Origin of the sequence: Actinosynnema sp. ALI-1.44, assembly GCF_001984155.1 — a bacterium.
In the GTDB taxonomy this organism is placed as follows: domain Bacteria; phylum Actinomycetota; class Actinomycetes; order Mycobacteriales; family Pseudonocardiaceae; genus Kibdelosporangium.
This window is the reverse complement of sequence record NZ_MTQO01000053.1, coordinates 698,713-721,961: the sequence shown is the minus strand read 5'-3', so window position 1 is coordinate 721,961 and position 23,249 is coordinate 698,713. Positions and strand designations below refer to the sequence as shown.

At 68.8% G+C, this 23,249-nt stretch carries 24 protein-coding genes; 10 read left to right on the top strand and 14 right to left on the bottom strand.

Going from position 1 to position 23,249, the window contains the following annotated elements:
• Positions 1 to 6: 6 nt before the first annotated feature.
• A complete protein-coding gene (locus ALI144C_RS45455) occupies positions 7 to 888 on the bottom strand; it encodes a fumarylacetoacetate hydrolase family protein (protein WP_237774622.1) in 882 nt (293 codons plus the stop codon).
• Between the two features lie 46 nt (positions 889 to 934).
• Here ALI144C_RS45455 and ALI144C_RS58140 point away from each other — a divergent pair, with 46 nt between their 5' ends.
• Complete coding sequence (locus tag ALI144C_RS58140; protein WP_076993439.1) at positions 935 to 2,035, top strand: LOG family protein; 1,101 nt, start codon at positions 935 to 937, stop codon at positions 2,033 to 2,035.
• Here ALI144C_RS58140 and ALI144C_RS45445 read toward each other — a convergent pair.
• The 4 genes from ALI144C_RS45445 to ALI144C_RS45430 form a co-directional block, all read right to left on the bottom strand.
• Entirely contained in the window at positions 2,024 to 2,572 is a 549-nt protein-coding gene (locus ALI144C_RS45445) for a YbaK/EbsC family protein (protein ID WP_076993438.1), read from the bottom strand. The two genes, ALI144C_RS58140 and ALI144C_RS45445, sit on opposite strands and share 12 nt — an antisense overlap.
• On the bottom strand, positions 2,569 to 3,276 hold the full coding sequence (locus tag ALI144C_RS45440) for an alpha/beta fold hydrolase (RefSeq protein ID WP_076993437.1): 708 nt from the start codon (positions 3,274 to 3,276) through the stop codon (positions 2,569 to 2,571). Before ALI144C_RS45440 ends, ALI144C_RS45445 begins: the two co-directional genes overlap by 4 nt.
• Positions 3,270 to 3,563 (bottom strand): DUF2516 family protein, encoded by a 294-nt coding sequence (locus tag ALI144C_RS45435; RefSeq protein ID WP_076993436.1) that lies wholly within the window; start codon positions 3,561 to 3,563, stop codon positions 3,270 to 3,272. Before ALI144C_RS45435 ends, ALI144C_RS45440 begins: the two co-directional genes overlap by 7 nt.
• 103 nt (positions 3,564 to 3,666) lie before the next feature.
• A complete protein-coding gene (locus ALI144C_RS45430; protein WP_076993435.1) occupies positions 3,667 to 4,809 on the bottom strand; it encodes a methyltransferase domain-containing protein in 1,143 nt (380 codons plus the stop codon).
• Positions 4,810 to 4,946: 137 nt separating this feature from the next.
• On the opposite strand from ALI144C_RS45430, the gene ALI144C_RS45425 reads away from it, so the two are divergent.
• Together ALI144C_RS45425 and ALI144C_RS45420 are read left to right on the top strand one after the other, a co-directional pair.
• Complete coding sequence (locus ALI144C_RS45425; RefSeq protein ID WP_076993767.1) at positions 4,947 to 5,372, top strand: helix-turn-helix domain-containing protein; 426 nt, start codon at positions 4,947 to 4,949, stop codon at positions 5,370 to 5,372.
• A 5-nt stretch (positions 5,373 to 5,377) separates the two neighbouring features.
• The gene (locus tag ALI144C_RS45420) at positions 5,378 to 6,046 is read left to right on the top strand and encodes a hypothetical protein (RefSeq protein WP_076993434.1); all 669 of its coding nucleotides are present in this window, start codon (positions 5,378 to 5,380) and stop codon (positions 6,044 to 6,046) included.
• A 269-nt stretch (positions 6,047 to 6,315) separates the two neighbouring features.
• Here ALI144C_RS45420 and ALI144C_RS45415 read toward each other — a convergent pair whose 3' ends face one another.
• On the bottom strand, positions 6,316 to 6,924 hold the full coding sequence (locus tag ALI144C_RS45415) for an AAA family ATPase (protein WP_237774621.1): 609 nt from the start codon (positions 6,922 to 6,924) through the stop codon (positions 6,316 to 6,318).
• Positions 6,925 to 6,971: 47 nt separating this feature from the next.
• Positions 6,972 to 7,361, bottom strand: coding sequence for a TFIIB-type zinc ribbon-containing protein (locus ALI144C_RS45410; protein WP_076993433.1), 390 nt, complete (start codon positions 7,359 to 7,361; stop codon positions 6,972 to 6,974).
• Positions 7,362 to 7,487: 126 nt separating this feature from the next.
• Between ALI144C_RS45410 and ALI144C_RS45405 the strand changes: the two genes are divergently transcribed.
• The 3 genes from ALI144C_RS45405 to ALI144C_RS45395 are packed head-to-tail and all read left to right on the top strand — an operon-like array spanning position 7,488 to position 11,356.
• Positions 7,488 to 8,240 carry a 3-hydroxybutyrate dehydrogenase gene (locus ALI144C_RS45405; protein WP_076993432.1) on the top strand — a complete coding sequence of 251 codons (753 nt, stop codon included), beginning with the start codon at positions 7,488 to 7,490 and terminating at the stop codon, positions 8,238 to 8,240.
• Positions 8,241 to 8,268: 28 nt separating this feature from the next.
• Positions 8,269 to 9,591: an MFS transporter gene (locus tag ALI144C_RS45400; protein ID WP_076993431.1), complete on the top strand. Its 1,323-nt coding sequence runs from the start codon at positions 8,269 to 8,271 to the stop codon at positions 9,589 to 9,591.
• A complete protein-coding gene (locus tag ALI144C_RS45395) occupies positions 9,560 to 11,356 on the top strand; it encodes a helix-turn-helix domain-containing protein (RefSeq protein ID WP_143231254.1) in 1,797 nt (598 codons plus the stop codon). Before ALI144C_RS45400 ends, ALI144C_RS45395 begins: the two co-directional genes overlap by 32 nt.
• Here ALI144C_RS45395 and ALI144C_RS45390 read toward each other — a convergent pair.
• Complete coding sequence (locus tag ALI144C_RS45390) at positions 11,346 to 11,723, bottom strand: DUF3224 domain-containing protein (protein ID WP_076993765.1); 378 nt, start codon at positions 11,721 to 11,723, stop codon at positions 11,346 to 11,348. The two genes, ALI144C_RS45395 and ALI144C_RS45390, sit on opposite strands and share 11 nt — an antisense overlap.
• A 152-nt stretch (positions 11,724 to 11,875) precedes the next feature.
• Here ALI144C_RS45390 and ALI144C_RS45385 point away from each other — a divergent pair, with 152 nt between their 5' ends.
• Both ALI144C_RS45385 and ALI144C_RS45380 read left to right on the top strand, forming a co-directional pair.
• The gene (locus tag ALI144C_RS45385) at positions 11,876 to 12,586 is read left to right on the top strand and encodes a phytanoyl-CoA dioxygenase family protein (protein ID WP_076993429.1); all 711 of its coding nucleotides are present in this window, start codon (positions 11,876 to 11,878) and stop codon (positions 12,584 to 12,586) included.
• 9 nt (positions 12,587 to 12,595) lie between these two features.
• Positions 12,596 to 13,153: a sugar O-acetyltransferase gene (locus ALI144C_RS45380; RefSeq protein WP_076993428.1), complete on the top strand. Its 558-nt coding sequence runs from the start codon at positions 12,596 to 12,598 to the stop codon at positions 13,151 to 13,153.
• Here ALI144C_RS45380 and ALI144C_RS45375 read toward each other — a convergent pair whose 3' ends face one another.
• From ALI144C_RS45375 to ALI144C_RS45365, 3 genes are read right to left on the bottom strand one after another with little or no spacing between them, the layout of a single operon-like run.
• Positions 13,154 to 13,834: an ABC transporter ATP-binding protein gene (locus ALI144C_RS45375; RefSeq protein ID WP_076993427.1), complete on the bottom strand. Its 681-nt coding sequence runs from the start codon at positions 13,832 to 13,834 to the stop codon at positions 13,154 to 13,156.
• Positions 13,831 to 14,355 carry a PadR family transcriptional regulator gene (locus tag ALI144C_RS45370; protein WP_076993426.1) on the bottom strand — a complete coding sequence of 175 codons (525 nt, stop codon included), beginning with the start codon at positions 14,353 to 14,355 and terminating at the stop codon, positions 13,831 to 13,833. The genes ALI144C_RS45375 and ALI144C_RS45370 overlap by 4 nt, the downstream gene beginning before the upstream one ends.
• Before the next feature lie 35 nt (positions 14,356 to 14,390).
• Positions 14,391 to 15,599, bottom strand: coding sequence for a DUF445 domain-containing protein (locus ALI144C_RS45365; RefSeq protein WP_083754006.1), 1,209 nt, complete (start codon positions 15,597 to 15,599; stop codon positions 14,391 to 14,393).
• Positions 15,600 to 15,742: 143 nt separating this feature from the next.
• Between ALI144C_RS45365 and ALI144C_RS45360 the strand changes: the two genes are divergently transcribed.
• The gene (locus ALI144C_RS45360; RefSeq protein ID WP_237774646.1) at positions 15,743 to 16,867 is read left to right on the top strand and encodes a pyridoxal phosphate-dependent aminotransferase; all 1,125 of its coding nucleotides are present in this window, start codon (positions 15,743 to 15,745) and stop codon (positions 16,865 to 16,867) included.
• On the opposite strand, the gene ALI144C_RS45355 is transcribed toward ALI144C_RS45360, so the two are convergent.
• The 3 genes from ALI144C_RS45355 to ALI144C_RS45345 form a co-directional block, all read right to left on the bottom strand.
• A complete protein-coding gene (locus tag ALI144C_RS45355) occupies positions 16,845 to 18,971 on the bottom strand; it encodes a CHAT domain-containing protein (RefSeq protein WP_076993423.1) in 2,127 nt (708 codons plus the stop codon). The two genes, ALI144C_RS45360 and ALI144C_RS45355, sit on opposite strands and share 23 nt — an antisense overlap.
• Entirely contained in the window at positions 18,968 to 19,783 is an 816-nt protein-coding gene (locus ALI144C_RS45350) for an RNA polymerase sigma factor (RefSeq protein ID WP_076993422.1), read from the bottom strand. The genes ALI144C_RS45355 and ALI144C_RS45350 overlap by 4 nt, the downstream gene beginning before the upstream one ends.
• 828 nt (positions 19,784 to 20,611) lie before the next feature.
• Positions 20,612 to 21,736, bottom strand: coding sequence for a S8 family peptidase (locus ALI144C_RS45345; protein WP_237774619.1), 1,125 nt, complete (start codon positions 21,734 to 21,736; stop codon positions 20,612 to 20,614).
• Between the two features lie 218 nt (positions 21,737 to 21,954).
• Between ALI144C_RS45345 and ALI144C_RS45340 the strand changes: the two genes are divergently transcribed.
• On the top strand, positions 21,955 to 22,935 hold the full coding sequence (locus ALI144C_RS45340; RefSeq protein ID WP_143231253.1) for a hypothetical protein: 981 nt from the start codon (positions 21,955 to 21,957) through the stop codon (positions 22,933 to 22,935).
• Positions 22,936 to 23,249: the final 314 nt, after the last annotated feature.

Below are 23,249 nucleotides of genomic sequence, written 5' to 3'. Positions count from 1 at the left end.
GAGCGATCAAGGCCCCACGATGTCCAGCCATTCGCGGGTGTGCAGCACCGTGTTCGTCAGGCTGCCCACGTTCGCGATCCGGATCTCCACCGTGTCGCCCGGTTTGAGGTCGAAGTCCAGCTCCGGCACGATCCCCGTGCCGGTGGACAGCACGACCCCGTCGGGGAACCGCATGTGGGTCGTCAGGTAGGGCACCAGCCCGGCCACCGGGCGGTGGAAGGAGGCCGTCGACGTGCGGCCTTCGTACACCACCGAGCCGCGGCGGTGTACCCACATCGCGATCTCCAGGTCGTCGATGCCGGTCAGCCAGGCAGGCACGAACCCCGCCGACACCGCGCTGCTGCCCGCGTAGATCTTGGCCTGCGGCAGGTAGAGCGGGTTGTCACCCTCGATCGACCGCGAGCTCACGTCGTTGACCACGACGTACCCGGCGATCTCGCCGAACGCGTTGATCACGGCCCCCAGTTCCGGTTCGGGCACGTTGACCGCCGAGTCCTCGCGGACCGCGATCGGCTCGTTGTCGGTCACCACCCGCCACGCCGGGGACTTGAAGAACAGCTCGGGCCGTTCGGCCTGGTAGATCCGGTCGTAGACGGTCGGCTCCGAGGTTTCCTCGACCCGCGCGTCGCGGGAGCGCTCGTACGTCACGCCCGCCGCCCACAACTCCATCAGGCCGTCCATCGGAGCGAGCAGCCGGACGCTGTCGACCGGGACCACCTCGCCCGGTCGGGTCAACAACTCGCGCATGTCGTCGACCGGCACACGCAGCAGGTCAGCGATCCGCCACCCGGTCGGCAGCCGTCTGATCGACTCGCCCTCGGTGACTCCGATGTGGACGTGACCGTCCTGGTCGGCGAACCTGACCACGCGGGTGCGAATGTTCTCCACCGCGCGAGCCTAACGTCAGGCTTTCCCCGCACAGTAGGCTGCGCTGGTGCGGACCGAGATCACAACCGTTGAGGCACTGCGCGAACATCGCGCGGCCGGACGCGACCTACGCGACGCGGTGCTCATCGGGCTCGACCTGACCGGCGAGGACGACCTGCTCCGCACCGCACTGGACGGGGCGGTCCTGCTGGGCTGCGAGCTGTCGGGCAAGTCCAGGCGGAAGGCCGAGGCGGCGGGGGCGTTGCTGTTCCCGGACATCCCCGCTTTGCCGTACCACGTCTACCGGACCGCGCTGTACACCCCGGCCGAGCTGTTCGACGGCTTCGACCCGGCCCGCCCGGAGTCCTATGCGGACACTCTGGACGCCCGGATCCACGCGCACAGCAAAGCACAGGGCCGCACGCCGGATCCGTTGCACGCCTTGGCCGAACGCCTGCACGACCACTCGATCACCAGCGCGCTCGACGAAGCGCTGGCCGCCTGCACCCAGCCACCGGTGGCCGTGATGGGCGGGCACGCGCTGACCCGTGACTCGTCCGGCTACAAGGCCGCGATGCGGCTCGGCGCGGCGCTGGGACGTGCGGGTTTCACCGTGCTGACCGGCGGCGGGCCCGGCGCGATGGAAGCGGTCCCGTACGGCGTCCGGATGCCCGACCACATCGACGAACTGCACGCCGAGCTGGGCAGGGCACCGCGGTTCGGCTCGGACGCAACCGGGATCGGCGAATGGCTGGCCACCGGGCTGGCGCCCGACCTGCCGGCCACCGAGCCGCTCACGATCGGGATCCCCACGTGGTTCTACGGCCACGAGCCGCCCAACCCCGCATGCCACCGGCACGCCAAGTACTTCGCGAACTCGGTGCGTAAGGACGGGTTGCTCACCGTGGCGACCGGTGGCGTGGTGTACACGCCGGGGAGCGCGGGCACCGTGCAGGAAGTCTTCCAGGACTACACGCAGAACCACTACACGTCGATCGGCCCGGCCGCGCCGATGGTGTTCCTCGGCAAGGACTTCTGGACGACCGACGTGCCCGCCGCGCCGCTGGTCCAGCAACTGGCACGCGGGCGCGCGGCGGAGGAATGGATCCTCGTCACCGACGACGTCGAAGAAGCCGTGGCCCTGCTGCGCAAGTACTCAGCGGCCTAGGCCCTCGATCACCTCGGCGCCGGGGAACTTCACCAGCACCTCGCCGGGGATGAGGATCTTGCTGCCCCTGATCCCGCTGCCGATCACCAGCTCCGGCGCGACCGCCACGGCCTGGTCGATCAGCAACGGCCAGCCGTCCGGCAGGCCGAGCGGGGTGATGCCGCCGTACTCCATGCCGGTCAGGTCGACGGCGGTGTCCATCGGCGCGAACGACGCTTTGCGCACGTCCAGCCTGCGGCGGACCACGCCGTTGACGTCCGCGCGGGTCGTCGCGAGCACCATGCAGGCGGCGAAACGCTCTTCACCAGCGCGTTTTCCCGAGACGACGACGCAGTTGGCCGAGGCGTCCAGCGGCGAGCCGTACGCCTCGCAGAACTGGGCGGTGTCGGCCAGGTCCGGGTCGATCTGAGCGACCCCGACGCGGCTCGCGTCGCTCGGGTCCAGTGCGGCCAGTGCGGTGGCGACGGGCACGGCCAGCAGGTCGGTCCGGTCAGTCGCTGGGGACACCTGCAGTGAGCCTGCGATTGTCCAAGTCACGTCCGCCAGGCTACTTGCAGCAGTTCACGCAGCTGAGCCCGGTGAGTGATCATGGGCGCGGGCGAGTCGAACAGCTCGAGTTCGCCCTTGCCGAACGCGGCCGCGGTGGCCTCGGCGATCTCCGCGGGGTGCAGCGGGTCCCCGACCGCGCCGATCACCAGTGTCGGCGCTGTGACGTGCCGCAACGCTTCCCGATCGGCGACGGGGAACTCGGCGGACAGCCGGTCGATGGCGGTGGTGAGCCTGCGCAACGCCCGCGCCCGTGCTTGCACGTAGTCGCCGAGCGCGTAGCCGTCCGGCAACGTCCTGGCGATCTCGTCCTCGCTGGTCTGCTCGCGCAGCACCGATCGCACCTCGGCCGACCGCGGCTGGTCGAGGACGGCGGGCAGCAGCAGCGCGATCCGGTCGAACCGGTCCGGGTGCTCGGCCGCGATCCTGGTCAGCGCGCCCGCACCGAGTGAGACGCCGATGGCCTTCTGCGCTTTCACCTCGTCGGCGGCTTTCAGCACGTCGTCGGCGATGGTCCGGTAGTTCCAATAGCCCTCGGGCGCGTCCGGCTCGTCACCGTGTGACGGCAGGGTGAGCACGATCCGTGTTCCCGGCAGGCCGGACGCGGGGATCCGCGCTTCGCCCGGCGTGGCGCCGAGGCCTGGGACGACGATCGTGACCGGGGCGCCTGAGCCGTACGCCTGCCAGCTCACCACCGGTTGCCGCGCTGGACCTCGATCAGGCGGGGCCGCACGTCCACGATGTAGACGAGCACCGCGACCAGGCCGGCGATCCAGAACATCATGGTGAAGTCGTAGAACCGGAACAGCGCGACCGCCGCGGCGCCACCTCCGGTGACACCGAGCCACGCCGGTTTGGTCATCCGGTCGATCGCGGTGAACGCGTCCGCACGCTGGAGCAAGGCGTGCACGAACGCGAACACAGCGACTGGGATCGCGGCCCAGTCGATGATCCGCACGATGATTATGGCGAGCGACGGCACACCCTCAGACTACGTTGCCTCGAGACACTGTGACCACATGGTCAAGACCCGGCAAAGTCGCCGCCGCGTTCCGACGTGCCAAAACGCCCGGTGTTCGCGCAGGTCACGCCAGGGGCCAGCGGTTCGGGCCGGTGGGTGCGTCGAGCCAGAGTCGCTGGTCCTCACCGTCGATCGTGACCCCGAACCGGGCGCGGCGCGGTTGGCCGAGCCGCTGCCAGCGGTCGTAGGCGACCTCCATCTCGTCCCAGAGCCGCCGGGGACCGGCCTGCACGACGACGTCGCTCTCGTGCCGCGCCCACGAACCGTCGGGGTGGGTCAGCACGGCGTAGTTCGCGGCACCGGCGGCGTGCACGTCCGGCAGTTCCAGTCCGGCGAAGAACTCGAAGGGGCTGGTCGGGCTGATCACCGACGACGCGAGCGTGGTCGGCCGGGTGCTGCCGGGGGCGTCCGGCTCCGGCCAGGTGATCGAACGAGTACGCGGCGCGCGCAGCGGCATGAAGCGGCCGTCGTCGGCAAGCACTTCGCCGGTGCCCGTGCCGCCTTCGCCCGCCGTGATGCGGACGAGACCCGCGCCGAGCGGGCGGCTGAGCGTGGTGACCACGAGGCCGCCGGGGCGGGTCTGCTCAAGCCAGGCCACCGGAATCCGCGGTACGGCGCACGTGCACAGCACGCGGTCGTACAGCTCGGCCTGGGGCAGGCCGTCGACACCGTCGGCCACCACGCAGGTCGGCCGCAGGCCGCAGTCGGCCAGGTGCCGCTCGGCCGGACCGGCGAGCGACTCGTCGATGTCTATTGTGGACACGAGCCGGTCGCCGACCCGGACGCACAGCAGCGCGGCGTTGTAGCCGGTGCCGGTACCGACCTCGAGGATCCGGTGATCGTCCTTGACCTGTAACGCTTCTAGCATCACCGCCATGATGGTCGGCATGCTCGACGAGCAGGTCGGCGCGCCGACGACCGGGCCGCCGTCGCGCGCGGCCTGCCATTTGCCGCTGTCGCCGTCGAGCTGGGTGACCAGGACGCGGTCGGCGTAGATTTGGGCCAACCAGTCCTCGTCGCCGGTGTCCACGGCTTCCCACCGGCCTGAGCGCTGCCGGAAGTAGCGGGGCAGGAAGGCGTGCCTCGGGACCGCGAGGAAGGCGTCCCGCCAGGCGGGGTCGGTGAGGGTGCCGTTGCGGACGAGGGCGCGGACGAGCCGGCTCCGCAGTCGTGCCGCGGTGCCCTCCACGCCCGCCTTCACGCTCATCACCCCTCACTGTAGCGGGGTGTGACCCACCCCACCGACTACCCGCAAGCACCCCGCTTGCAATTGCTAGCACTCCGGCCTACCGTGGAAAGCGTCGAGAGGAGGTGACCACGGTGACCGACGAACACCAGTCGCCGATGGACAAGGTCGCCGATCTCGGCAGGGACATCGGCGAGTACATCCGCCAGCAGCGCAACACGGCGAAGATCTCCTTGCGCCAGCTGTCGAAGCTCGCGGGCGTGTCCAACCCGTACCTGAGCCAGATCGAGCGCGGCCTACGCAAGCCGAGCGCGGAGATCCTGCAGCAGATCGCCAAAGGCCTGCGGATCTCAGCAGAAGCGTTGTACGTACAGGCCGGAATCCTCGACCTGCCGACCGGCGGCGCGGTCGCCGACGCGATCCGCGCCGACGACGAGCTCAACGAGCGCCAGAAACAGGTGCTGCTGGACGTGTACGAGTCCTTCCGCAAGGAGAACGCGGCACTGCGGTCAACGACAACAGCAGCACCACAGTCCACAGTGGATAAGTCCGATGTGGACCACAAGCGACCCACTGAGGAGTGATTCACATGACCCGCCCGAACGCCGAGGACGTCCGCAAGGCTGTCGAACCCGTCCGCACCTCATTGCTGGCAGCGGTAGGAGCAGGCGACCTGGTCGCCAAGACAGTGCTTGATGCGGTGAGCAAGGCCAAGGAAGGCGCGGAGAAGTCGGCCCAGAGCCTGCCGACCGACGTGACCTCGCTGCGCGAGAAGCTGGACCCGGCCGAGCTGCGCAAGGCGGTCGACGAATACACCGAAGCCGCGGTGAAGCTGTACAAGAAGCTCGCCGAGCAGGGCGAGGAAGCAGTCGCGAAGTTCACCTCCCGGCCGGAGGTCAAGAAGGTCGTCGACCAGCTGGAAGACGCCATCGCCCAGGTGCAGGCCCGCGCGGGAGACGTGGCGGACGACGCCCGCGAACTGGCGGAGGACGTGCTGTCGAAGGTGACCCGCAAGACCCGATCGGTCGGCGAGAAGACCGCACGCGCGGCCCAGAAGCTGGCGGACGAGACGGCGGAGGCAGTGGAGGACCTGGGTGACGACGTCGCCCACGAGGTCCGCAGCACCACCCGCAAGGTCGCGAACAAGACGGCCCCGGCCCGCAAGCCCGCGACCGCCCGCACGACGACGACCACCACCACCACCACCGGCAGCACCACGAAGCCGACGGCGGCCACCAACAAGACCACCCAGAAGTAAGCACCAGCGAAACCGAAAGCCCCGGCCACACCAGCCGGGGCTTTTCGCATGCACAAGAGCGGTTGCCACCCAGGCCAGAATCCTGAAGACCCCTGAACGACGTCCCATCCCCACGAACAGTCCCCCACCCAACCCGGGGGGCGGCCCTGCTCCAGCCTATCGGGGCAGAAGCCGTGGCAGGGTTTACCTCGCGCGCGCTGTGGACAACTCGCCTGCTGTGGACAACTCGCAGCGACCAGGTGGGCGAGGCTTGACAACCCCGAGCGGTCTCAGGCGGGCAGTTTTGTCGCGGCGAGACCCGCGAGAACCCAATCGGCCACTTCACGGGCGGTCTGCTCAACCGGCTGGTGGGTGGTGTCGAGCAACCGCATCGGGGGCTTCATGCTTGCCGCGTCCCGCCTGACCCAGTCGTTGAACTCCAGCATCTCGTCGATGCGGGGCTCGTCCCATTCCCGCCACGCCGGTCGGGCTCGTAGGCGTTCGCGCATCACCATGCGGTCACAGGTCAGCGCCAGGTAGTGGATGTCGCCGATCAACGGCCGTTCGGGGATCTCCTCGAACTGCACGGGCACCACTGTTCCGCAGAGCACCACCGGCCTGCCGCTCTGGTGGATCATGCCCACCATCCGCAGCCAGGTCGACCGGAACAACTGGAAGTCGTTGTGCGGGTCGCGCAGGCCCGCCGTCCACAGCACGTCCTGCTCCAGCACGACCACCTGGTCGCCGAGCATGCTGGTCAGCAGCCTGCTCACGGTCGATTTCCCTGTTCCGCTCGGCCCGGTCAGCGCGAACATCGGCAGCCGCAGGAACGGCTGCCGATGGCCACACTCCTCGCAGACCAGCACAGGTTCTTCCGCCAGGGCCACGGGCGCGTCCATGCGCGTACCGCAGCCCATGCAGATTTTCAGGTCCACTGGCGCCTTGATCAGTCGAACAGCTCTTCCAGGAAGCTCTTCCGCTTGCGCTTGTGGCCGTAGCCGCCGTGACCGCCGTACGGCGGGGGCGAGTCGCCGCGGTGGCCGTAACCGCCGCCATAGGGCGGGGCCGAGTCCTTGTAGCCGCCGTGACCGCCGCGGTACGGGGGCGCCGAGTCCTTGTGGCCGCCGCGGTAGGGCGGAGCCGAGTCACCGCGGTACATGGCCGGCGGAGCCATCGGCGGCGGAGCGTACTGCTGCTGGTAACGCTGCTCCGCGTTCGCTATCTGCTCCAGCTCACCGCGGTCGAGGAAGATCCCCCGGCAGCCCTGGCACTGGTCGATGTGGACGCCACCACGATCGACGGTCTGCATCATGTTCTGACACTTCGGGCAAATCACACAGCCCAGACTACTTATGGTCGAAGCCGCATGCTCACACCTGGGCCGAATCGCCACTCGAATGACTCATAGTGTGTGGTTCGCACACATAGCCCTACCGGCGAAACGCACCTAGCGTGAACGGGCATGAGCAGTGGCGTACCTCACACCGGCCGGGTCGCTCTCGTCACCGGCGGCGCGCGCGGCATCGGTTTGGCCTGTGCTCGGGCCCTCGCGGGCAGCGGCGCGGAGGTGCACGTCGCCGATCTGGACGGCGACGAGGCCAAGGCGGTCGCCGACGAGATCGGCGGGGTGGCGCACGAGGTCGATCTGGCCGATGGCCTGGTCGACGGTCTACCCGCGAACATCGACATCCTCGTCAACAACGCGGGCCTGCAGCACGTCGCACCGATCCACGAGTTCCCGCCGCAACTGTTCGCCCGGCTGCAGCAAGTCATGGTCACCGCGCCGTTCCTGCTGATCAGGCGCTCCCTGCCGCACATGTACAGCCGGGGCTGGGGCCGGATCGTGAACATTTCCAGCGCGCACGGGCTGCGGGCCAGTGCGTTCAAGTCCGGTTACGTCGCCGCCAAGCACGCGCTCGAAGGCCTGAGCAAGGTCGCCGCTCTCGAGGGCGCGCCGCACGGCGTGACCAGCAACTGCGTCAACCCCGGCTATGTCCGCACCCGGCTGGTCGAAGACCAGGTCGCGGCGCAGGCCCAGGCGCACGGCATCAGCACCGACGAGGTGGTCGAGCGGATCCTGCTCGACCGCTCGGCGGTCAAGCGCCTGATCGACCCGGATGACGTCGCCGACGTCGTGCTCTGGCTGTGCGGTCCGCACTCCGGCCACGTCACCGGCACGTCGATCGCGATGGACGGCGGCTGGACCGCCAGTTGAGAAGCCAGTCGAGAAGGATGTGGGGCCAATGACGACCACCAGCCAGGGCTCGTTACGCAAGATCATCGGCGCGAGCATGGTGGGCACCACCGTTGAGTGGTACGACTTCTTCCTCTACACCTCGGCCGCGACCCTGGTGTTCAACAAGGTCTTCTTCCCGACGTCCGACCCGCTCAACGGCACTCTGCTCTCGCTGGGCACGTACGCGCTCGGCTTCGTCGCGCGGCCGCTGGGCGGGCTGGTCTTCGGGCACTACGGCGACAAGCTGGGCCGCAAGAAGCTGCTGGTCGTCAGCCTGCTGATGATGGGGATCTCGACCTTCCTGATCGGCTTGTTGCCCGGCTACGCGACGATCGGCGTGGCCGCACCGATCCTGCTGACCGTCCTGCGCCTGGTCCAGGGGTTCGCGATCGGCGGCGAGTGGGGTGGCGCCGTGCTGATCGTGTCCGAACACGGGTCACCCGATCGGCGCGGCTTCTGGACGTCATGGCCACAAGCAGGTGTTCCCGCGGGCAACCTGCTGGCGACCGCTGTCCTCGCAGTGCTGGCTGCGGTCCAGTCCGAAGCGGCTTTCGTGTCGTGGGGCTGGCGGATCGCGTTCCTGCTGTCGGCGGTGCTCGTGCTGATCGGGCTGTGGGTCAGGCTCACCATCTCCGAGTCGCCGATCTTCCTCGAAGCACAGGCGAAGGCGGGCGACAAGCCCGAGCAGGCGCCGATCGTGCGGGTGATCAGGCACAACTGGCGTGAGGTCCTTGTCGCGATGGGCGCGAGGGTCGCAGAGAACGGTTCGTACTACATCATCACCGGATTCCTGCTGGTGTACCTGACCCAGGACGTCGGGGTGTCCCGGTCGGTCGGCCTCAACGCAGTGGTGATCGGTTCGGCCGTGCACCTGGCCGTGATTCCGCTGTGGGGCGCGCTGTCCGACCGGATCGGGCGCCGCGCAGTGTACCTGTTCGGCACGATCGGCCTTGGCGTGTGGGTGTTCCTGTTCTTCGCCATGCTGGACACCAGGTCGTTCTGGCTGATCACGCTCGCGGTCAGCGTAGGCCTGGTGCTGCACGGCGCGATGTACGGGCCGCAGGCGGCGTTCTTCTCCGAACTGTTCGGCACGCGTGTGCGGTACTCGGGCGCGTCCATCGGATACCAGTTGGCGTCGCTCGGCGCGGGCGCGGTGGCACCGCTGATCGCGACCGCGCTGCTCAAGGGGACCGGCTCCGCGTTCGCCGTGTCGATCTACGTCGCCGCGATGTGCCTGATCACGGTGGTCGCGGTCGCCCTCGCCCGGGAGACGCGCGGGACGCACCTGGGACAGGATGATGTGCGTGCGAGCGTACCGGGAGTTGCTTGAACTGCTGGCCGACGGCGCGGATGGCACCGAGTTGGCCAAACTCGCCGCCGCCCGCGCCGCCGGCCTGCCGCCGGACGAGGCCGAGCACTGGGAGGCGGCGACCGAGGCCGCGCTGCGGGTCCGGCGCACGCTCGTCGAGCACCAGCGGCGTGAGGCCGAGTTGTCCGCGCTCGTGGACACGGCCAACGACCTGGCCAGGCTGCGTGACCCGGAAGCCGTGCTACAGCAGATCGTGCACCGGGTACGGATGCTGCTCGGCGTGGACGTGTCCTACCTGAGCCTGAACGACCTGGCAGGCGGGCAGACGTTCATGCGGGTCACCGAGGGCTCGGTGTCGGCGCTGTTCCAGCAGCTCTCGCTGGGAATCGGCGAAGGCCTTGGCGGCTTGGTCGCGCAGACCGCGCGGCCGTACGCGACACCGGACTACTTCGCGGACAGCCGGTTCAAGCACACACGCGCGATCGACACGGCTGTCCGCGACGAAGGCCTGGTGTCGATCATCGGTGTACCGCTCACGTTGGGGCGCCGCGTGATCGGCGTGCTGTACGCGGCCGACCGCGCGTTGCGGACGTTCTCACCCGAGGAAGTCGCGTTGCTGTCCTCGCTGGCCGCCCACGCGTCGATCTCGATCGACAACGCGCAACTGCTGGCGGAGACGCGCCGGGCGAACTCGTCGATCCGGCGTGCGGAGGAAGTGCACGACCGGCTGACCGCGTTGGTCCTGCGTGGCGCGGACTTCCAGTCGGTTGTCGCCGCGGTCGCCCAGGTGCTCGACGGCGGGATCGTGTTGCACGACGCGGGCGGCGTCGAACTCGCGTGCCTGGGGCCGTCCGTCGCGGCGCCCGCCGACGCGGTGGCCCGTGCGCAGGCCGGTGGCCGGGCCGTGGCCGACGGGGACATCTGGGTGTGCGCGGTGCTGGCCGGGCCCGAACTGCTCGGCAGCCTGGTGCTGACCGGCAGGCCCGCGTTGTCCGACGAGGACAGGAGATTGTTCGAACGGGCCGGTCTCGTGACGGCGCTGTTGCTGCTGTTGCGCCGATCCGTCGCGCAAGCGGAGGAGCAGGTCCGCGGTGAGCTGCTCACGGACCTGCTGACCGCGCCCGGCCGGAACCCGGGTGCGTTGATCGCGCGGGGGCAGCGGCTCGGCGTGAACCTCGCCGCTCCCCACAGTGTGCTGATCGCGCACGCTGACGGCGTGTCTCGTGGACGGCTCGCGGCCGCCGCGGCCGGACACGCCGCGCTGGTCGGTGTGCACGCCGAGGAGGTCGTCCTGCTCGCCGCGGAAGCCGATCCGGGCAGGCTGTCGCACGCGCTGACCGCGGCTGTCGGCTACCCGGTGACTGTCGGCGCCGCCGGGCCCGCGACCGGACCGGTCGACCTGGCGGCTGCGTACGCCGAAGCGGGGCGTTGTCTGCGCGCGCTGCGTGCGCTCGGCCGGGACGGAACCGGGGCCTCCTTGTCCGGCTTGGGTTTCGTCGGTGTTCTGCTCGGTGACCGCGCCGACGTCGCCGGGTTCGCGCACCGCACGTTGGGCCCGGTGCTGGACTACGACGAACGCCGCGGCACCGAGCTCATCCGTACGCTGCGCACCTACTTCTCCTGTGGCGCAAGCCTGACCGAGACCAAGGACCTGCTGCACGTGCACGTCAACACAGTCGTGCAGCGGCTTGACCGGATCGCCGCCCTGCTCGGGCCGGACTGGAACGCGCCCGATCGGGCCTTGGAGATCCAGCTCGCCCTGCGGGTGCTCACGATCAGCTCGTGAAGGTGTACTCGGTCGACATCGAGCCCATCGCCAGTTCGTAACCGCCGTGTCCCTTGGCGTCGGCCAGGTCACCCGTTCCCGTGCCCGGCACGACCTCGAACGTCCCCGAGACCTTTTCCTCGTCGAACGTGGTGGTGGTCCGCAGGATGACCGTGCCCGCCTTGCCGTCGATCGTCCCGGTGAACACCTCGGCACCGGTCGACGTGCCCGTGTTGCCCGTGGTGTACGCCAGCAGCCCGGCGGATTTGCTTTCCCCATCGAGGATTCCGGAGTACCGGAACGTCATCCTCGCGTCGCCGATCCTGGCTCCGCCCTCGGCTCCGGCGTACACGCTCTCGTCCCATGCGGTGCATTCGAACTTGTTCATGGCACCGAGCATGACGCGTGTACCTGACACTTCCTGTCAGGAATCCGGAAGTTTCTCGACGCAGGCCTCCGGCGGCTGGCACCACCGGCGACAACAGGCCTGATCAGGTGACATGTCTAGCGAGGCGCGCGGTGAGCAGCCAGCCTGAAGACATGCGGGAGGTACTGGACGAGTTGGGGGTCTCACCTGAGGCGCTCGCTCCTCGGAACCGGGTGGAGCTGGACGAGGTGGGGTTCTGCCGGCTCGACGGCTACATCGACGCGCACACCGCCGACCGGATGGTCACCGAGATCACCAGGCTGCTCGAAGGCAGCCGCCAGGGCGGCACGCTGCACCTGAAAGGCCTGCTCGACCAGGGCGGCATGTTCGACGAACTGTGGCTGCGGCCCGCACTGCTCGCCGCGGTCACCCACCTGCTCGGCCCGGACTTCCAGGTCAGGGAAATGCACTACCGAGCGGGAAAACCGGGCCACGGCGGCCAAGCGCTGCACGTGGACGCCACCGACAAGGCAGGCCCGGGAACCTGGCGGGTGTGCACGGCGATCGTGGCGCTGACGGCGTTCACGAGCACGAACGGCGCGACCCGCGTGGTGCCGGGGTCGCATATGAACCATCACTTCAAAGCACCGTCAGGCCACCGGCCGCACCCCGACGAAGTGCTGCTGACCGGGCCGCCGGGCACCTGCTGGCTGTTCAACAGCCACCTGTGGCATTCGGGCACCCGCAACGACTCGACCGAGCCGAGGCACGCGGTGCTGATCGCGTTCCACCGGCGAAACAGCGGGCCGACACTGGGCTTCGATCCGTTGCCGTCGGCTGAAACCGTGCGCAGGCTGGGCAACGCGGCCTATTTGCTGCTGTAGCGTGACCTGGTGAGTGATCAAAAAGAGCGGATGTTGCGCGGTGAGCGGTACAAGGACAGCGACCCGGTCCTGATCGCGGAACGGCGCGACTGCCAGGCGCTGCTGGACGACTTCAACGCGTCGAAGTCGGGCGACCACGTGTTGCGGCAGCGGATACTGGCCAAGCTGCTCGGCGGGATCGGCGACGGATCGTGGATCATGCCGCGGTTCCAGTGCGACTACGGCTACCTGATCCGGATGGGCAGCAACAGTTTCCTCAACTACGACGCGATCGTGATGGACTGCGCCCCGGTGACCATCGGCAACGACGTGTCCATCGGGCCACGGGCGCAACTGCTGACCGCGTTGCACCCGATGGAAGACCACGAGGCCCGCCGCCAACGCTGGGAGACCGCCGCCCCGATCACCATCGGGGACAACGTGTGGATGGGCGGCGGCGTCATCGTCTGCCCAGGCGTGACCATCGGCTCGAACACCGTCGTCGGCGCGGGCAGCGTGGTCACCCGGGACCTGCCGGAGAAGGTGTTCGCCGCGGGCAACCCGTGCCGCGTCATCAAGACCCTGTAGTCATAAGTTCGCCGCGACGATCTCGGTGGTCCTGCCGTCGCGGACGGTCACCTCACGGTCCGAGTACGCCGCGACCCGTGCCTCGTGGGTCACCAACACGACCGCGGTCCCCTGCTCTCTGGCCGTGCTGACCAGCAGTCGCATCACCCGCTCGCCGTTGAGGGAGTCGAGTGCGCCGGTGGGTTCGTCGGCGAACAGCACGCGGGGCCCGGTGACCATCGCACGGGCGACCGCGACCCGTTGGCCCTGGCCGCCGGAGGCTTCTCCTGGGCGTTTGCCCGCGACGTCGGCGACCTGCAGGCGTTCGAGCCACTCACGGGCCCGCTGCTCGGCTGTCTTGCGTTTCACGCCGCCGAGGCGCAGCGGCAGCGCCACGTTCTCCAGGCACGTCAGCTCGGCGACGAGCTGCCCGAACTGGAAGACGAACCCGAACTCGCTGCGGCGCAGGGCACTTCGTGGGCCGTCGGGCATGCCGGAGAGGGACTTGCCGTCGAACACGACTGTGCCTCCGTCCGGTCTGATGATCCCGGCGAGGCAGTGCAGCAGCGTCGACTTGCCCGACCCCGACGGGCCCATCACCGCGACGACCTCACCGGCGTTGACGGTCATCGAGGCGCCGTCGAGCGCTTTCGTCTGGCCGAACGACTTCGTCAGATCGGTCGCCGACAGCAACGGGCTCACGTGGACACCTGCTCGCGCAGCTCGTCGAGCCTGGCCGCGGTGAGTTCGAGCCAGCGCAGGTCGGCTTCGAGGTGGAACAGGGCGTGGTCGCAGATCAGCTGGTCCGCCAGGTCTCCTGTGGTCTTGCGCCTGGTCAGCTCACGCATGGACTGCAGGTGCGCCGCTCGCTGGTGGTCGAGGATGTCCGTCGCGCTGCGGCCGGACAGCAGTGCCAGCACGACCTTGGTGTACAGCGTGTTCTGCAGGTACGGCGCCGGGTCCTCCGGGGAGGTCAGCCACGTCTCCAGGTTCGTCACACCGGCTTCGGTGATCGCGTAGCTCTTGCGCTCCGGGCCGCCGCCCGCCTCGACGCCGTTCTCCTCGACCATCCCGTTGCGCAGTAACCGCGACAACGTCGAATACACCTGCCCGTAGTGCAGCGGCCGGTCCTGACCGAAGCGGTCGTCGTACGCGCGCTTCAGGTCGTACCCGTGCCGCGGCCCTGCCTCGAGCAGGCCCAGCAACGTGTTGCTGATCGTCATGGAACGACTATACACACGGTGTATACGCTCTTCCGCTACGTGAACAGGTGCGCGATGGTGTAGATCGCCAGCCCGGCCAGCGCGCCGACCACGGTCCCGTTGATGCGGATGAACTGCAGGTCACGCCCCACCTGGAGCTCGATCTTGCGTGAGGTCTCCTTGGCGTCCCAGCGGTCGATCGTGTCGGTGATCAGCGTGGTGATCTCGTCGCGGTAGTTCAGCACTATGTACGCCGCCGCGTCCTGCACCCACGTGTCGACCTTGGTCCGCAGCGCGTCCTCGCCGGTCAGCCGCTTGCCCAGGCTGATCAGCCCCTCGCGCACGCGTTTGCGCAGCTCCGACGACGGGTCCTCGGCCGCGTCCAGCAGCAGCTTCTTGACGTTGGACCACGCCGAGCCGATCACGTTCTGCACCTCGCGGTGCTCGAGCACCTGGTGTTTGACCCGCTCGGCCTTGTCCATCATCTCCGGGTCGTGCTGCATGTCGGCCGCGAAACCGATCAGGAACCCGTCGATGGAGCCGCGCATCGGGTGGCTCGGATCCGTCTTCAACGCCCACGCGAACGACATCACCTCGCCGTAGATCCGGTCGGCCACGATCGAGTCGACGAACTTCGGCGACCACGACGGCGCGCGCTCGGTGACGATGCTGACGAACTTGTCGTGGTTCTCCTTGACCCAGTCGTACGCGCGGTCGCAGAGCAGGTCCACGAGCTGCCTGTGCGTGCCGTCCTCGAGGACGCGTTCCATCAGCTTCCCGATCGGCGGACCCCACGGCACCGCCATGATCCGCTTGGTCACCGCCTGCTCGAACACCGCCTGGACGTCCTCGTCGCGCAGTACCGTGACCATCCCGCGCACGACCGTGGCCAGCTCGGACGTGACCCGTTCGGCGTTGTCCGGCTGGCTGAGCCACTCGCCGAGCCGCTTGGTCACGTCCACCCTGGCCAGCCGCTCGCGCACGACCTGCTCGGACAGGAAGTTGACGCCGACGAACTCGCCGAGGCTGTCGCCCAGGACATCTTTGCGGTTGGGGATGATCGCGGTGTGCGGGATCTTGATACCCAGCGGGTAGCGGAACAGCGCGGTGACGGCGAACCAGTCCGCCAACGCGCCGACCATGCCCGCCTCCGCCGCTGCCCGCACGTACCCGACCCACGCCGGACCGCCGTTGGCCTCCCACGCCCACGCGACGGCGAAAACGACGGTCGCACCAGCGAGGAATGCGAGCGCCACCAGCTTCATCCTGCGCAGGGCGCGCTGCTTCTCGGCTGCGCCGGGGACGGGACCCAGTTGCTCCACGGGTCCATTGTCCGTGAGGATGACTCAACGTGCGTGCTGCCTTGACTCCACGGCTTCAGCCGTTCACATCGACCATCTTCGCCGAGATGACCGCACTGGCCACCAGAGCCGGTGCGGTGAACCTCGGCCAGGGCTTCCCGGACACCGACGGGCCCGCGTCGATGCTGGCCGAGGCGCAGAAAGCGATCGGCTCCGGCATCAACCAGTACCCGCCGGGCCTCGGCCGCCCCGAGCTGCGACAGGCCATCGTGGAGCAGCGGACCCGCTACGGGACCCGCTTCGACCCGGACACCGAGGTCCTCGTCACAGTGGGCGCGACCGAGGCGGTCGCGTCCGCACTGCTCGGCCTGGTCAGTCCCGGTGACGAGGTGCTGCTGATCGAGCCCTACTACGACTCGTACGCGGCCTGCGTGGCGTTGTCCGGCGCTACCCGCCGGGTCGTCCCGCTGGCCGAGGACCGGGAAACCGGCCGGTTCGCCCCCGACGTCGACGCCATGCGCGCGGCGATCACGCCGAACACCCGGCTGATCCTGATCAACTCCCCGCACAACCCGACCGGCACGGTGTTCACCCGCGAAGAGCTGACCGCGATCGCCGAGCTGTGCGTCGAGCACGACCTGATCGCCGTGACCGACGAGGTGTACGAGGACCTGGTCTTCGACGGCCTCGAGCACGTGCCGTTGGGCTCGTTGCCCGGAATGGCCGAGCGGACGCTGACGATCTCCAGCGCGGGCAAGATGTTCAACTGCACCGGCTGGAAGATCGGCTGGATGTGCGGACCGGCGGAGCTGGTGGCGGCGGCGAAGGCGGCCAAGCAGTTCCTGACCTTCGTCGGCGGCGCGCCGTTCCAGCCCGCTGTGGCGCACGCGCTGCGCCACGAGGCCGCGTGGGTCTCGGGCCTGCGGACCCAGCTGCAATCCAAGCGCGATCGCCTGGTCGCCGGGCTGACCGACGCCGGTTTCGGCGTACGCCCGAGCCAGGGCACCTACTTCGTGTGCGCGGACGTGCGGCCGCTCGGGTTCACCGACGGCTTGCAGCTGTGCCGTGAGCTGCCCGAACGCATCGGCGTGGCGGGTGTGCCCGTGCAGGTCTTCACCGACACGCCGGAGAACTGGCAGCACGTGGTGCGGTTCGCCTTCTGCAAGAAGGACGAGGTGCTCGACGAGGCCGTGGCCCGGCTGCACAAGCTCAACCCGAACCCCAGCAGCTGAACCCGAGGTGCCCGTACCGGCGCTGCGCGCCCGCCAACGCGTCGGCGGGCGCCGCACCGGCGTCGAGCAGCCGGTGGAACCCGGTCATGAGGTCGGCGGCGGCCTCGTCGGGAACCGCGACGGTGCTCGCGATCAGCACCTGACCGCCGCGGTCGAGCAGGACATCGGCGAAGACCTCCGCCCTGGCCACCTCGCACGCGGACAGGACGAGGACCCTGGGTGCACGGGTGAGCCGGGCGAGGTCGTAGCCGTAGAGCGGCCCGTCGGACAGCCGTAGGCACGAGAACATCGGCGCGTCGTGCCGGAACTTCCCGTGCGCGGCGATGTGCACGACATCAGCACCGTCCATCGCACCGAGCACGGCATCCACTTCGGACTCGACCCGGGTGAACCCGATGGCGGCGACCTCACGAGTGGCATGGGCCAATCCGGGCCCGGCAGCGGCGAACACCCCTTGCCCTGGCCGGGATCGGCTGGCCCGTACCCAAGCCGCGACCGACGACGCCAACGACATCGGACGCCCGGCACACGACGGCAGCGCTCCCCACACCATCCCGGACATACCCTCGGCCGGAATGACAACGAGCGAACGGTCACCGACGCGCAGAGGCGCGATGATCTGGTTGTCCAACTGATCGCCCAACTGCGCGGAAAACCTCATGGCAACCGGGTCGAGCGGACCGAGATGGTGAACCCGCATCCGCCCGTCGGCGACCGTGCATGCGAGCAGTTCGTTGTTGTGCGACGAGTAGCTGACGAGCATCCGGTCACCGAGCGTTTCGGTGAGCGCCGCCAACCCGTACTCGTGGCGCGTGACCCGAGCGCGGCGGCGAATCCGGTCTTCCAGACGAACGGCCTTGGTCACGTCACCCTGCGCCTCGGCGGCCCTGAGCTGGACCAGATCGGCCGTGTCCACCAACGGCAACACCGTTATCCTCTGCCGTTCGATCCAGGCGAACACCGTCCGCGCACGACGGGTGTGCCTGATGGCCACCGATGCCAGTTCGGCCGCCAGTTCCCGCGCACCCGCGCCCATCACCGTCGCGTACCCGGTGACCACACGCATGCCCGCGTGACAGGCGGCGATGCGCGCCTGGTTCGTGGTGGCCGACTTCGCTCTGGCCAGCCAGCCGATCGCACGCAACCGCGCGGTGTTGGCGGTGCGCTCGGCCTGGAGCTCGACCAGCAACTCGGGCGCCTGTTTCCCGGCCGCCAGCAACAACTCCGCCGCTTCCGTCCGTTTTCCCCAGCGCACGCACCGGTTCGCCACACGTTTCGCCGCGGCCACGTCGATCACGTCTGTCCGCAACGCCAACGCGTCCGCTGCCGCCGTCCAGGCGGGCCTGCGCTGGGTCCGGAAAAGGTCCTGCGCCCGTTTGGCTTCGCTGGCCGCGTGATCGACATCGCCCGCTCGCAACGCGCAGTACCCAGCTGCCAGCACAGCTTCCGCCAGGCGGCTCTCCCGCCCAACCAGCAAAGGTTCCGCCTGGGCGAGAAGGGCACTCGCGTCACGGGTCATCCCCGCCGCGAGCAACGCCGACGCGTGGTCGATCAACGCCTCGGCACGGCCGCACCGCAGTCCACTGCTCGCCTGCTCGAACAATTCCAACGCTTTCGGCAGGTTTCCGGCCTGGAGTGCGACGAAACCACGGTTGTGAACACACGTCGCCACCCGCTCGTGCTCGTCCAACTGACCCAGAACCCGCGCCGCGGCGGCGAAATCACGATCGGCCGCCGCGAGCCTGAACAGATAGCCGCGCGCGATTCCCCGGCCGGTCAACGCGTTCGCCAACCATCGCGGATCCTCACGCAGAGCTTCCATGGCCACCGACAGTTCCGCCACGGCTCGCTCATAAGCGCCGATCGCGCAGAGCCGCAGACCGTCAAGGCATCGCACCCGGCCCGACGCGGCACCGTTTTCCGCCGCCCTGCGCAGCTCACTGGCACAGGCGCGGGCGTTGCCCCGTTCCAGCTCGATCCACGCGATCGTCAGGTGGACCTGCCCGAAATCGGCGCCAGGCCGGGCGAGCGCGGTGCGGGCCTCGGCCAGCGCCCGGACGAAGTCACCGCGCTCGACCGCTTCGAGCGCCTGGGCGTGGCTCATCGGACGAACCAGTCCGTGACCACTCCGTCGACCGACAACCGGACCGGTCCTTGCGGCACGTCGGCCTTGAACAGCCCGTTGCGGTCGACGTCGACGCTGATCATCCCGTCGGGCCACCACACCTGGACATCCACGCGAGGCAGCACGATCCCGGTCAACGCGGTCCCGATCTCCACGTGAACGGTGTACCGGTGATCGGCGAACCGCAACGTGGACGGCTCGTTCCTGGTCAGCACCGCGGTCTGGGTCCGCAGCCTCGGGACGGGGTGCGCCCGAGGCACGGCGATCACGTCCGGCATGGGATCGACCCGGCCGAAAAGAGACCTGTCCAGCTTGACCCGCAGCGACCGCAAGCACCGGGTCTTGGTCTGCCCGACGCTGCCGACCGGGAGACCGACCGCATCGGCGAGTTGCGCATAGGTGAATTCGGGAACGTGGACGAACAGCCGAAGAAGCCGCCGGCACCGCTCGGGCAACGCCTCGAAAGCGGCCCACAGCTGCCGATCCCGCTCCTCGGCGATGACGCGGTGCTCAATCCCGTCCTGCGCGACGTCCGGCAACCACCGAACAGGCAAAGGCCGCCGGACGGTCAGAACTCGAAGGCATTCCCACTTGGCAGCGGTGGCCAACCAAGCCGAAACCTTCCCAGCATCCCGAATGTCCCCGAGGTGCTCGGCGAGATTGAGCCAAACGGTCTGAAAAACATCATCGGCATCGGCAGCACTGAGCCGAAAAGCCCGTGCAACAGCCCAAACGGTAGGCCCATGCGCAACGACAAGCTCCCGCCAACCCTGTTCATCAAGCGCCTCCATGCCAGCTCAGACGCCCCCGACCGGCAACACGCTCCAAAATTTTCCAATCCCACCCACTAGAGTGAACCCGGTTACGGACAGCTAATTTCGCTCGTCTTGACGGCATTCGTCCTGGCGTCCTCGATTTGACACATCCCGGCTCAATCCGGGCATGAATATCTTGGTTCAAGAAAGGCGTGGGGGTTTCTGGGCTGCGCTTGTCGGGTTGAGGTCGGGGTTTTGTTCCCTCAAGACAAAAGAGGGTCCCTCGCCGGGTGGCAGACCTCTGGGCAGGAGGTCTTCGCGCCGCGTTCTTCCCAGCGCATGCTTTTATGACCCGGGGTTGTGAGGCGCGGGCGCCTCCTGCCCGTCGACCTGCCCCAGGGAACCACGGACTGTCAAGAGGATCGGTATGGCTGTCGCTGGGGCTCTTCGGGTAGGCCGACCTCTTGACAGCCCGTGGTTGGCTTCGCCCAGGCCGACGGGCAGGAGACACCCCCGAAGCCCATCTCTGCGCTTGCGCGCAGGGCCGCCTGCCCTGCGCAGGCGCCTGCAAGGGCGGCGAAGCCGCCCCGCTGGTCCAAGCGGAAAGTACCCAGCGCTGGATCGGAAGGAGCTCGCACCGTGGGGGGTTTGGGGGGCTCGGCCCCCCAACAAAGGAGAAGTCCAGAGCCGAGGGAAGCGAGGGAAGCGAGCGACCAAGGCTCTGGAGCGATAGGACGTCCCCGCTCGACCCGGCTGGGGGTCCCGGGGAGCGGGGACGTTTGGCTCGCCGAGGGGGAGGGGGCGAGCCTCCATAGAGTAGCGCGTCCGCGACTGTGCGTGCCAGTGGTCGTTGCTAAATCGCGTTCACAATGTTGGCTGTCCGAGTGAATGAGTTGCGAGGGCTTGGTCTGGGGTGTGTCCTTCGCGCATGAGGTTTGCCAGGTCGGCGGCTATTTTTGGGGCTGCGAAGGAGGTTCCGCTCCAGCGGGCCACGCCGTATTCGCGGGCTTCGGTGCCGGGGGCGACACCTTCCGTGCCCGTTTTCAGGCGTACGTGACTGGATGTGACGTCGACGCCGGGCGCCGTGGCGTTCACCCAGGGTCCCCGGTTGGAGAATGCCGCGATTGTGCCGGTTTCGTCGGTGGCTGCGACGGCTACAGCCGTGTCGAGGGCGGCGGGCCAGAATGGCCTGCTGCTGCCGCCGTTGCCCGCGGCGGCGACTACCACCGTGTCGCCTTGGGTGAGTTCGTGTTCGAGGGTGGGCGGGCAGCGGTTGTCGGCGGTGTAGCAGCCTGAGGTGATCAAGGTGATGTCGATGTGGCCTCGGGCGCGGGTTGCCCGGATCGCCGCGGCCACCGTCGTGTCGTCGGTGAGGCCCATGGAGGACAGGACTCTGTGGTGGCGGATTGTCACGCCGGGGGCGTTGCTGATCAGGACGCCCGCCACGAAGGTGCCGTGTCCGGCCTGCCAGTCGGGGGTGCCGTCGATGTCGTGGTCGAGTACTTCGGGGTGCAGGCCCCATTCGGTGAGCCACGGGCGCGCGGCGAACCACGGGTGTGGGTCGAGGCCGGTGTCGAGCACCGCGACGGTGACCGGTGGGTCCCAGGTTTCCGGTTCGGGTGGCCGGGGCCCCGGGATGTCGAGGATCTCCGGTCCGCCGATCCACGTCGGGGTGCCGAGCATGATCGGGGTACCGATGTGCACGTGGTTGGGGGCCGCGGGCCAGCGGTCGGTGATGTCCGCGGCGACTTCGACGGGGCGGTCGCGCAATTCGTCGCGGAGGATGATGCGTCCGCTTGGGTCAATACGGTCGACCCACCGGCGCAGTTCGTCGGAGACCGGTTGGACCGCGTCCGGTCCGACAACCAATTGCCCCGCACGGACAAGGCATTCCCTCGGCCCGTCTGGATCGTGCAAGACCAGGTCCGGCATGCGCCATTGCCATCGGCTCACCCATTCGGACAGCCGCATCGCACGTTGAGTGTCCACGAAGGACACAGTGGCCGGATATCGGCGCACTCGCCCAGTCGCACTAGAAGGATCACCCAGTTCGGTGAATGCGACGCACCGTGATCGTCGCCGAATGGACACACCGGGGCCGCACAATGAGATCCGCCTTTCCGGGCGGCGTCCGCGAAGCTAGGGTTTCATCCGGCGATGTGACTGCGGGGCGCGTTCGGCGATCCGCGTCAGGGTGTTTTGAGTCAGTGGAAACGGTGGTGGTCCTGGTGACCGGCTCGGGTCAGGCGCGTGGCGCCGGCACGACGCTGCGTCGCCTCGTCGTGCGCTTCGTCATGCTGGCCGGGTTCACCGCAGTGGGCTGGCTGGCCACCACGCTGCTCACCAGCGGCACGGCGTCGGCCGATCCGACCGGCCTGCTCAAGATCCCCGGCATCACAGCGGACCAATCCCAGCACCAGAAACCGGCCAGGGCACCCGCGAAGAAGAGCGGCAAGTCCGGCACGGGCGGCCTGGTCGACGGCCTGCTCAGCCAGGTGACTTCGACGGTCGACAACACCCTCGTCACCGTCACCACGACAGTGACCAGCACGGTCGACACCGTGACCAAGACGGTTGTCACGACCGTCGACGGCGTCGTGAAGACGGTCACCACGGTCGTCGGGGGCGTGGCGCAGATCCCGTCGGAGATCCTGACGCCCCAGCCGTCCGACGACGGTGACACCGGTGACCCCCTGCCCGACAAGGTCAAGGACCTGCTCAAGCAGAAGGCGCCGAGTCAGCAACCCAAGGACACCGCCGCCCACGCCGCTGTCGAGACTCCCGCCGTGGCCGTCGCGCCCGCAGCCGAACCGGCTGCCGCGCCGACGGCACCTGCGGTCGACGCTCCAGTGACCGAGCACCCGCGCCTGCGACAGGAAGCTCGCCGGACGACGCAGCTGTCCGCCGCGCCCGTTCCGCAGACCAAACCGGTCGCCGTCGCGCACATGGTCGCGCCCGGTGACAACACGCCCGGCCCTCGGCCGGGCCCGTCGGCTCCGATCCCTCCGGCCGCGCCCGCCCCGACCGCGTCGGCAGGCGGCAACGGCGGTTCGGACGGCCGGTCCGCGCTCGCGGTGCTCACTCCGCACACCCCGCTGGTTGCGCCGCAGGCGGGCCTGCCGCATCGGGATGAGGCGTTCGCCGAGGTCAGCCGGTCCGCCGGGCTGCCAGCGACCCCGCCTGACTGATTTCACGTTTTCGCGGCATAACTCTGCCCTGAGTTCGTCTCACAGGGGCGAGGTATGTCTCCGGGTATCCGTCGCGTTGTTGTGAACGTTCCCAGAGCCACCCGACCTGCCGACCGCGCCCGGTCAGGTCGGGACCTGGGCCCCGGTGCCGCGATGCCCCCGCGGCTCCGGGGCTCCCCCACTGGCTGCTTCGCCTTGGCTGGCACAACGAGGGGCTGTGCCAACCACTCGCAGGACGAGCGGCCAGAGTGTCGATCGGGTGTGATGGAACCCGAGGCGACACGCTGGTGCGCCGGATGGATGCGCGGCGACCG

Coding starts and splice junctions, on each gene's coding strand:
- ALI144C_RS45430 (WP_076993435.1), bottom strand. CDS start 4,809: ATGAGCGTGAAGGCGGGCGTGGAGGGCACCGCGGCACGACTGCGGAGC.
- ALI144C_RS45425 (WP_076993767.1), top strand. CDS start 4,947: ATGGACAAGGTCGCCGATCTCGGCAGGGACATCGGCGAGTACATCCGC.
- ALI144C_RS45420 (WP_076993434.1), top strand. CDS start 5,378: ATGACCCGCCCGAACGCCGAGGACGTCCGCAAGGCTGTCGAACCCGTC.
- ALI144C_RS45415 (WP_237774621.1), bottom strand. CDS start 6,924: ATGGACGCGCCCGTGGCCCTGGCGGAAGAACCTGTGCTGGTCTGCGAG.
- ALI144C_RS45405 (WP_076993432.1), top strand. CDS start 7,488: ATGAGCAGTGGCGTACCTCACACCGGCCGGGTCGCTCTCGTCACCGGC.
- ALI144C_RS45400 (WP_076993431.1), top strand. CDS start 8,269: ATGACGACCACCAGCCAGGGCTCGTTACGCAAGATCATCGGCGCGAGC.
- ALI144C_RS45395 (WP_143231254.1), top strand. CDS start 9,560: ATGTGCGTGCGAGCGTACCGGGAGTTGCTTGAACTGCTGGCCGACGGC.
- ALI144C_RS45390 (WP_076993765.1), bottom strand. CDS start 11,723: ATGAACAAGTTCGAATGCACCGCATGGGACGAGAGCGTGTACGCCGGA.
- ALI144C_RS45385 (WP_076993429.1), top strand. CDS start 11,876: ATGCGGGAGGTACTGGACGAGTTGGGGGTCTCACCTGAGGCGCTCGCT.
- ALI144C_RS45370 (WP_076993426.1), bottom strand. CDS start 14,355: ATGACGATCAGCAACACGTTGCTGGGCCTGCTCGAGGCAGGGCCGCGG.
- ALI144C_RS45365 (WP_083754006.1), bottom strand. CDS start 15,599: ATGAAGCTGGTGGCGCTCGCATTCCTCGCTGGTGCGACCGTCGTTTTC.
- ALI144C_RS45360 (WP_237774646.1), top strand. CDS start 15,743: ATGACCGCACTGGCCACCAGAGCCGGTGCGGTGAACCTCGGCCAGGGC.
- ALI144C_RS45355 (WP_076993423.1), bottom strand. CDS start 18,971: ATGAGCCACGCCCAGGCGCTCGAAGCGGTCGAGCGCGGTGACTTCGTC.
- ALI144C_RS45350 (WP_076993422.1), bottom strand. CDS start 19,783: ATGGAGGCGCTTGATGAACAGGGTTGGCGGGAGCTTGTCGTTGCGCAT.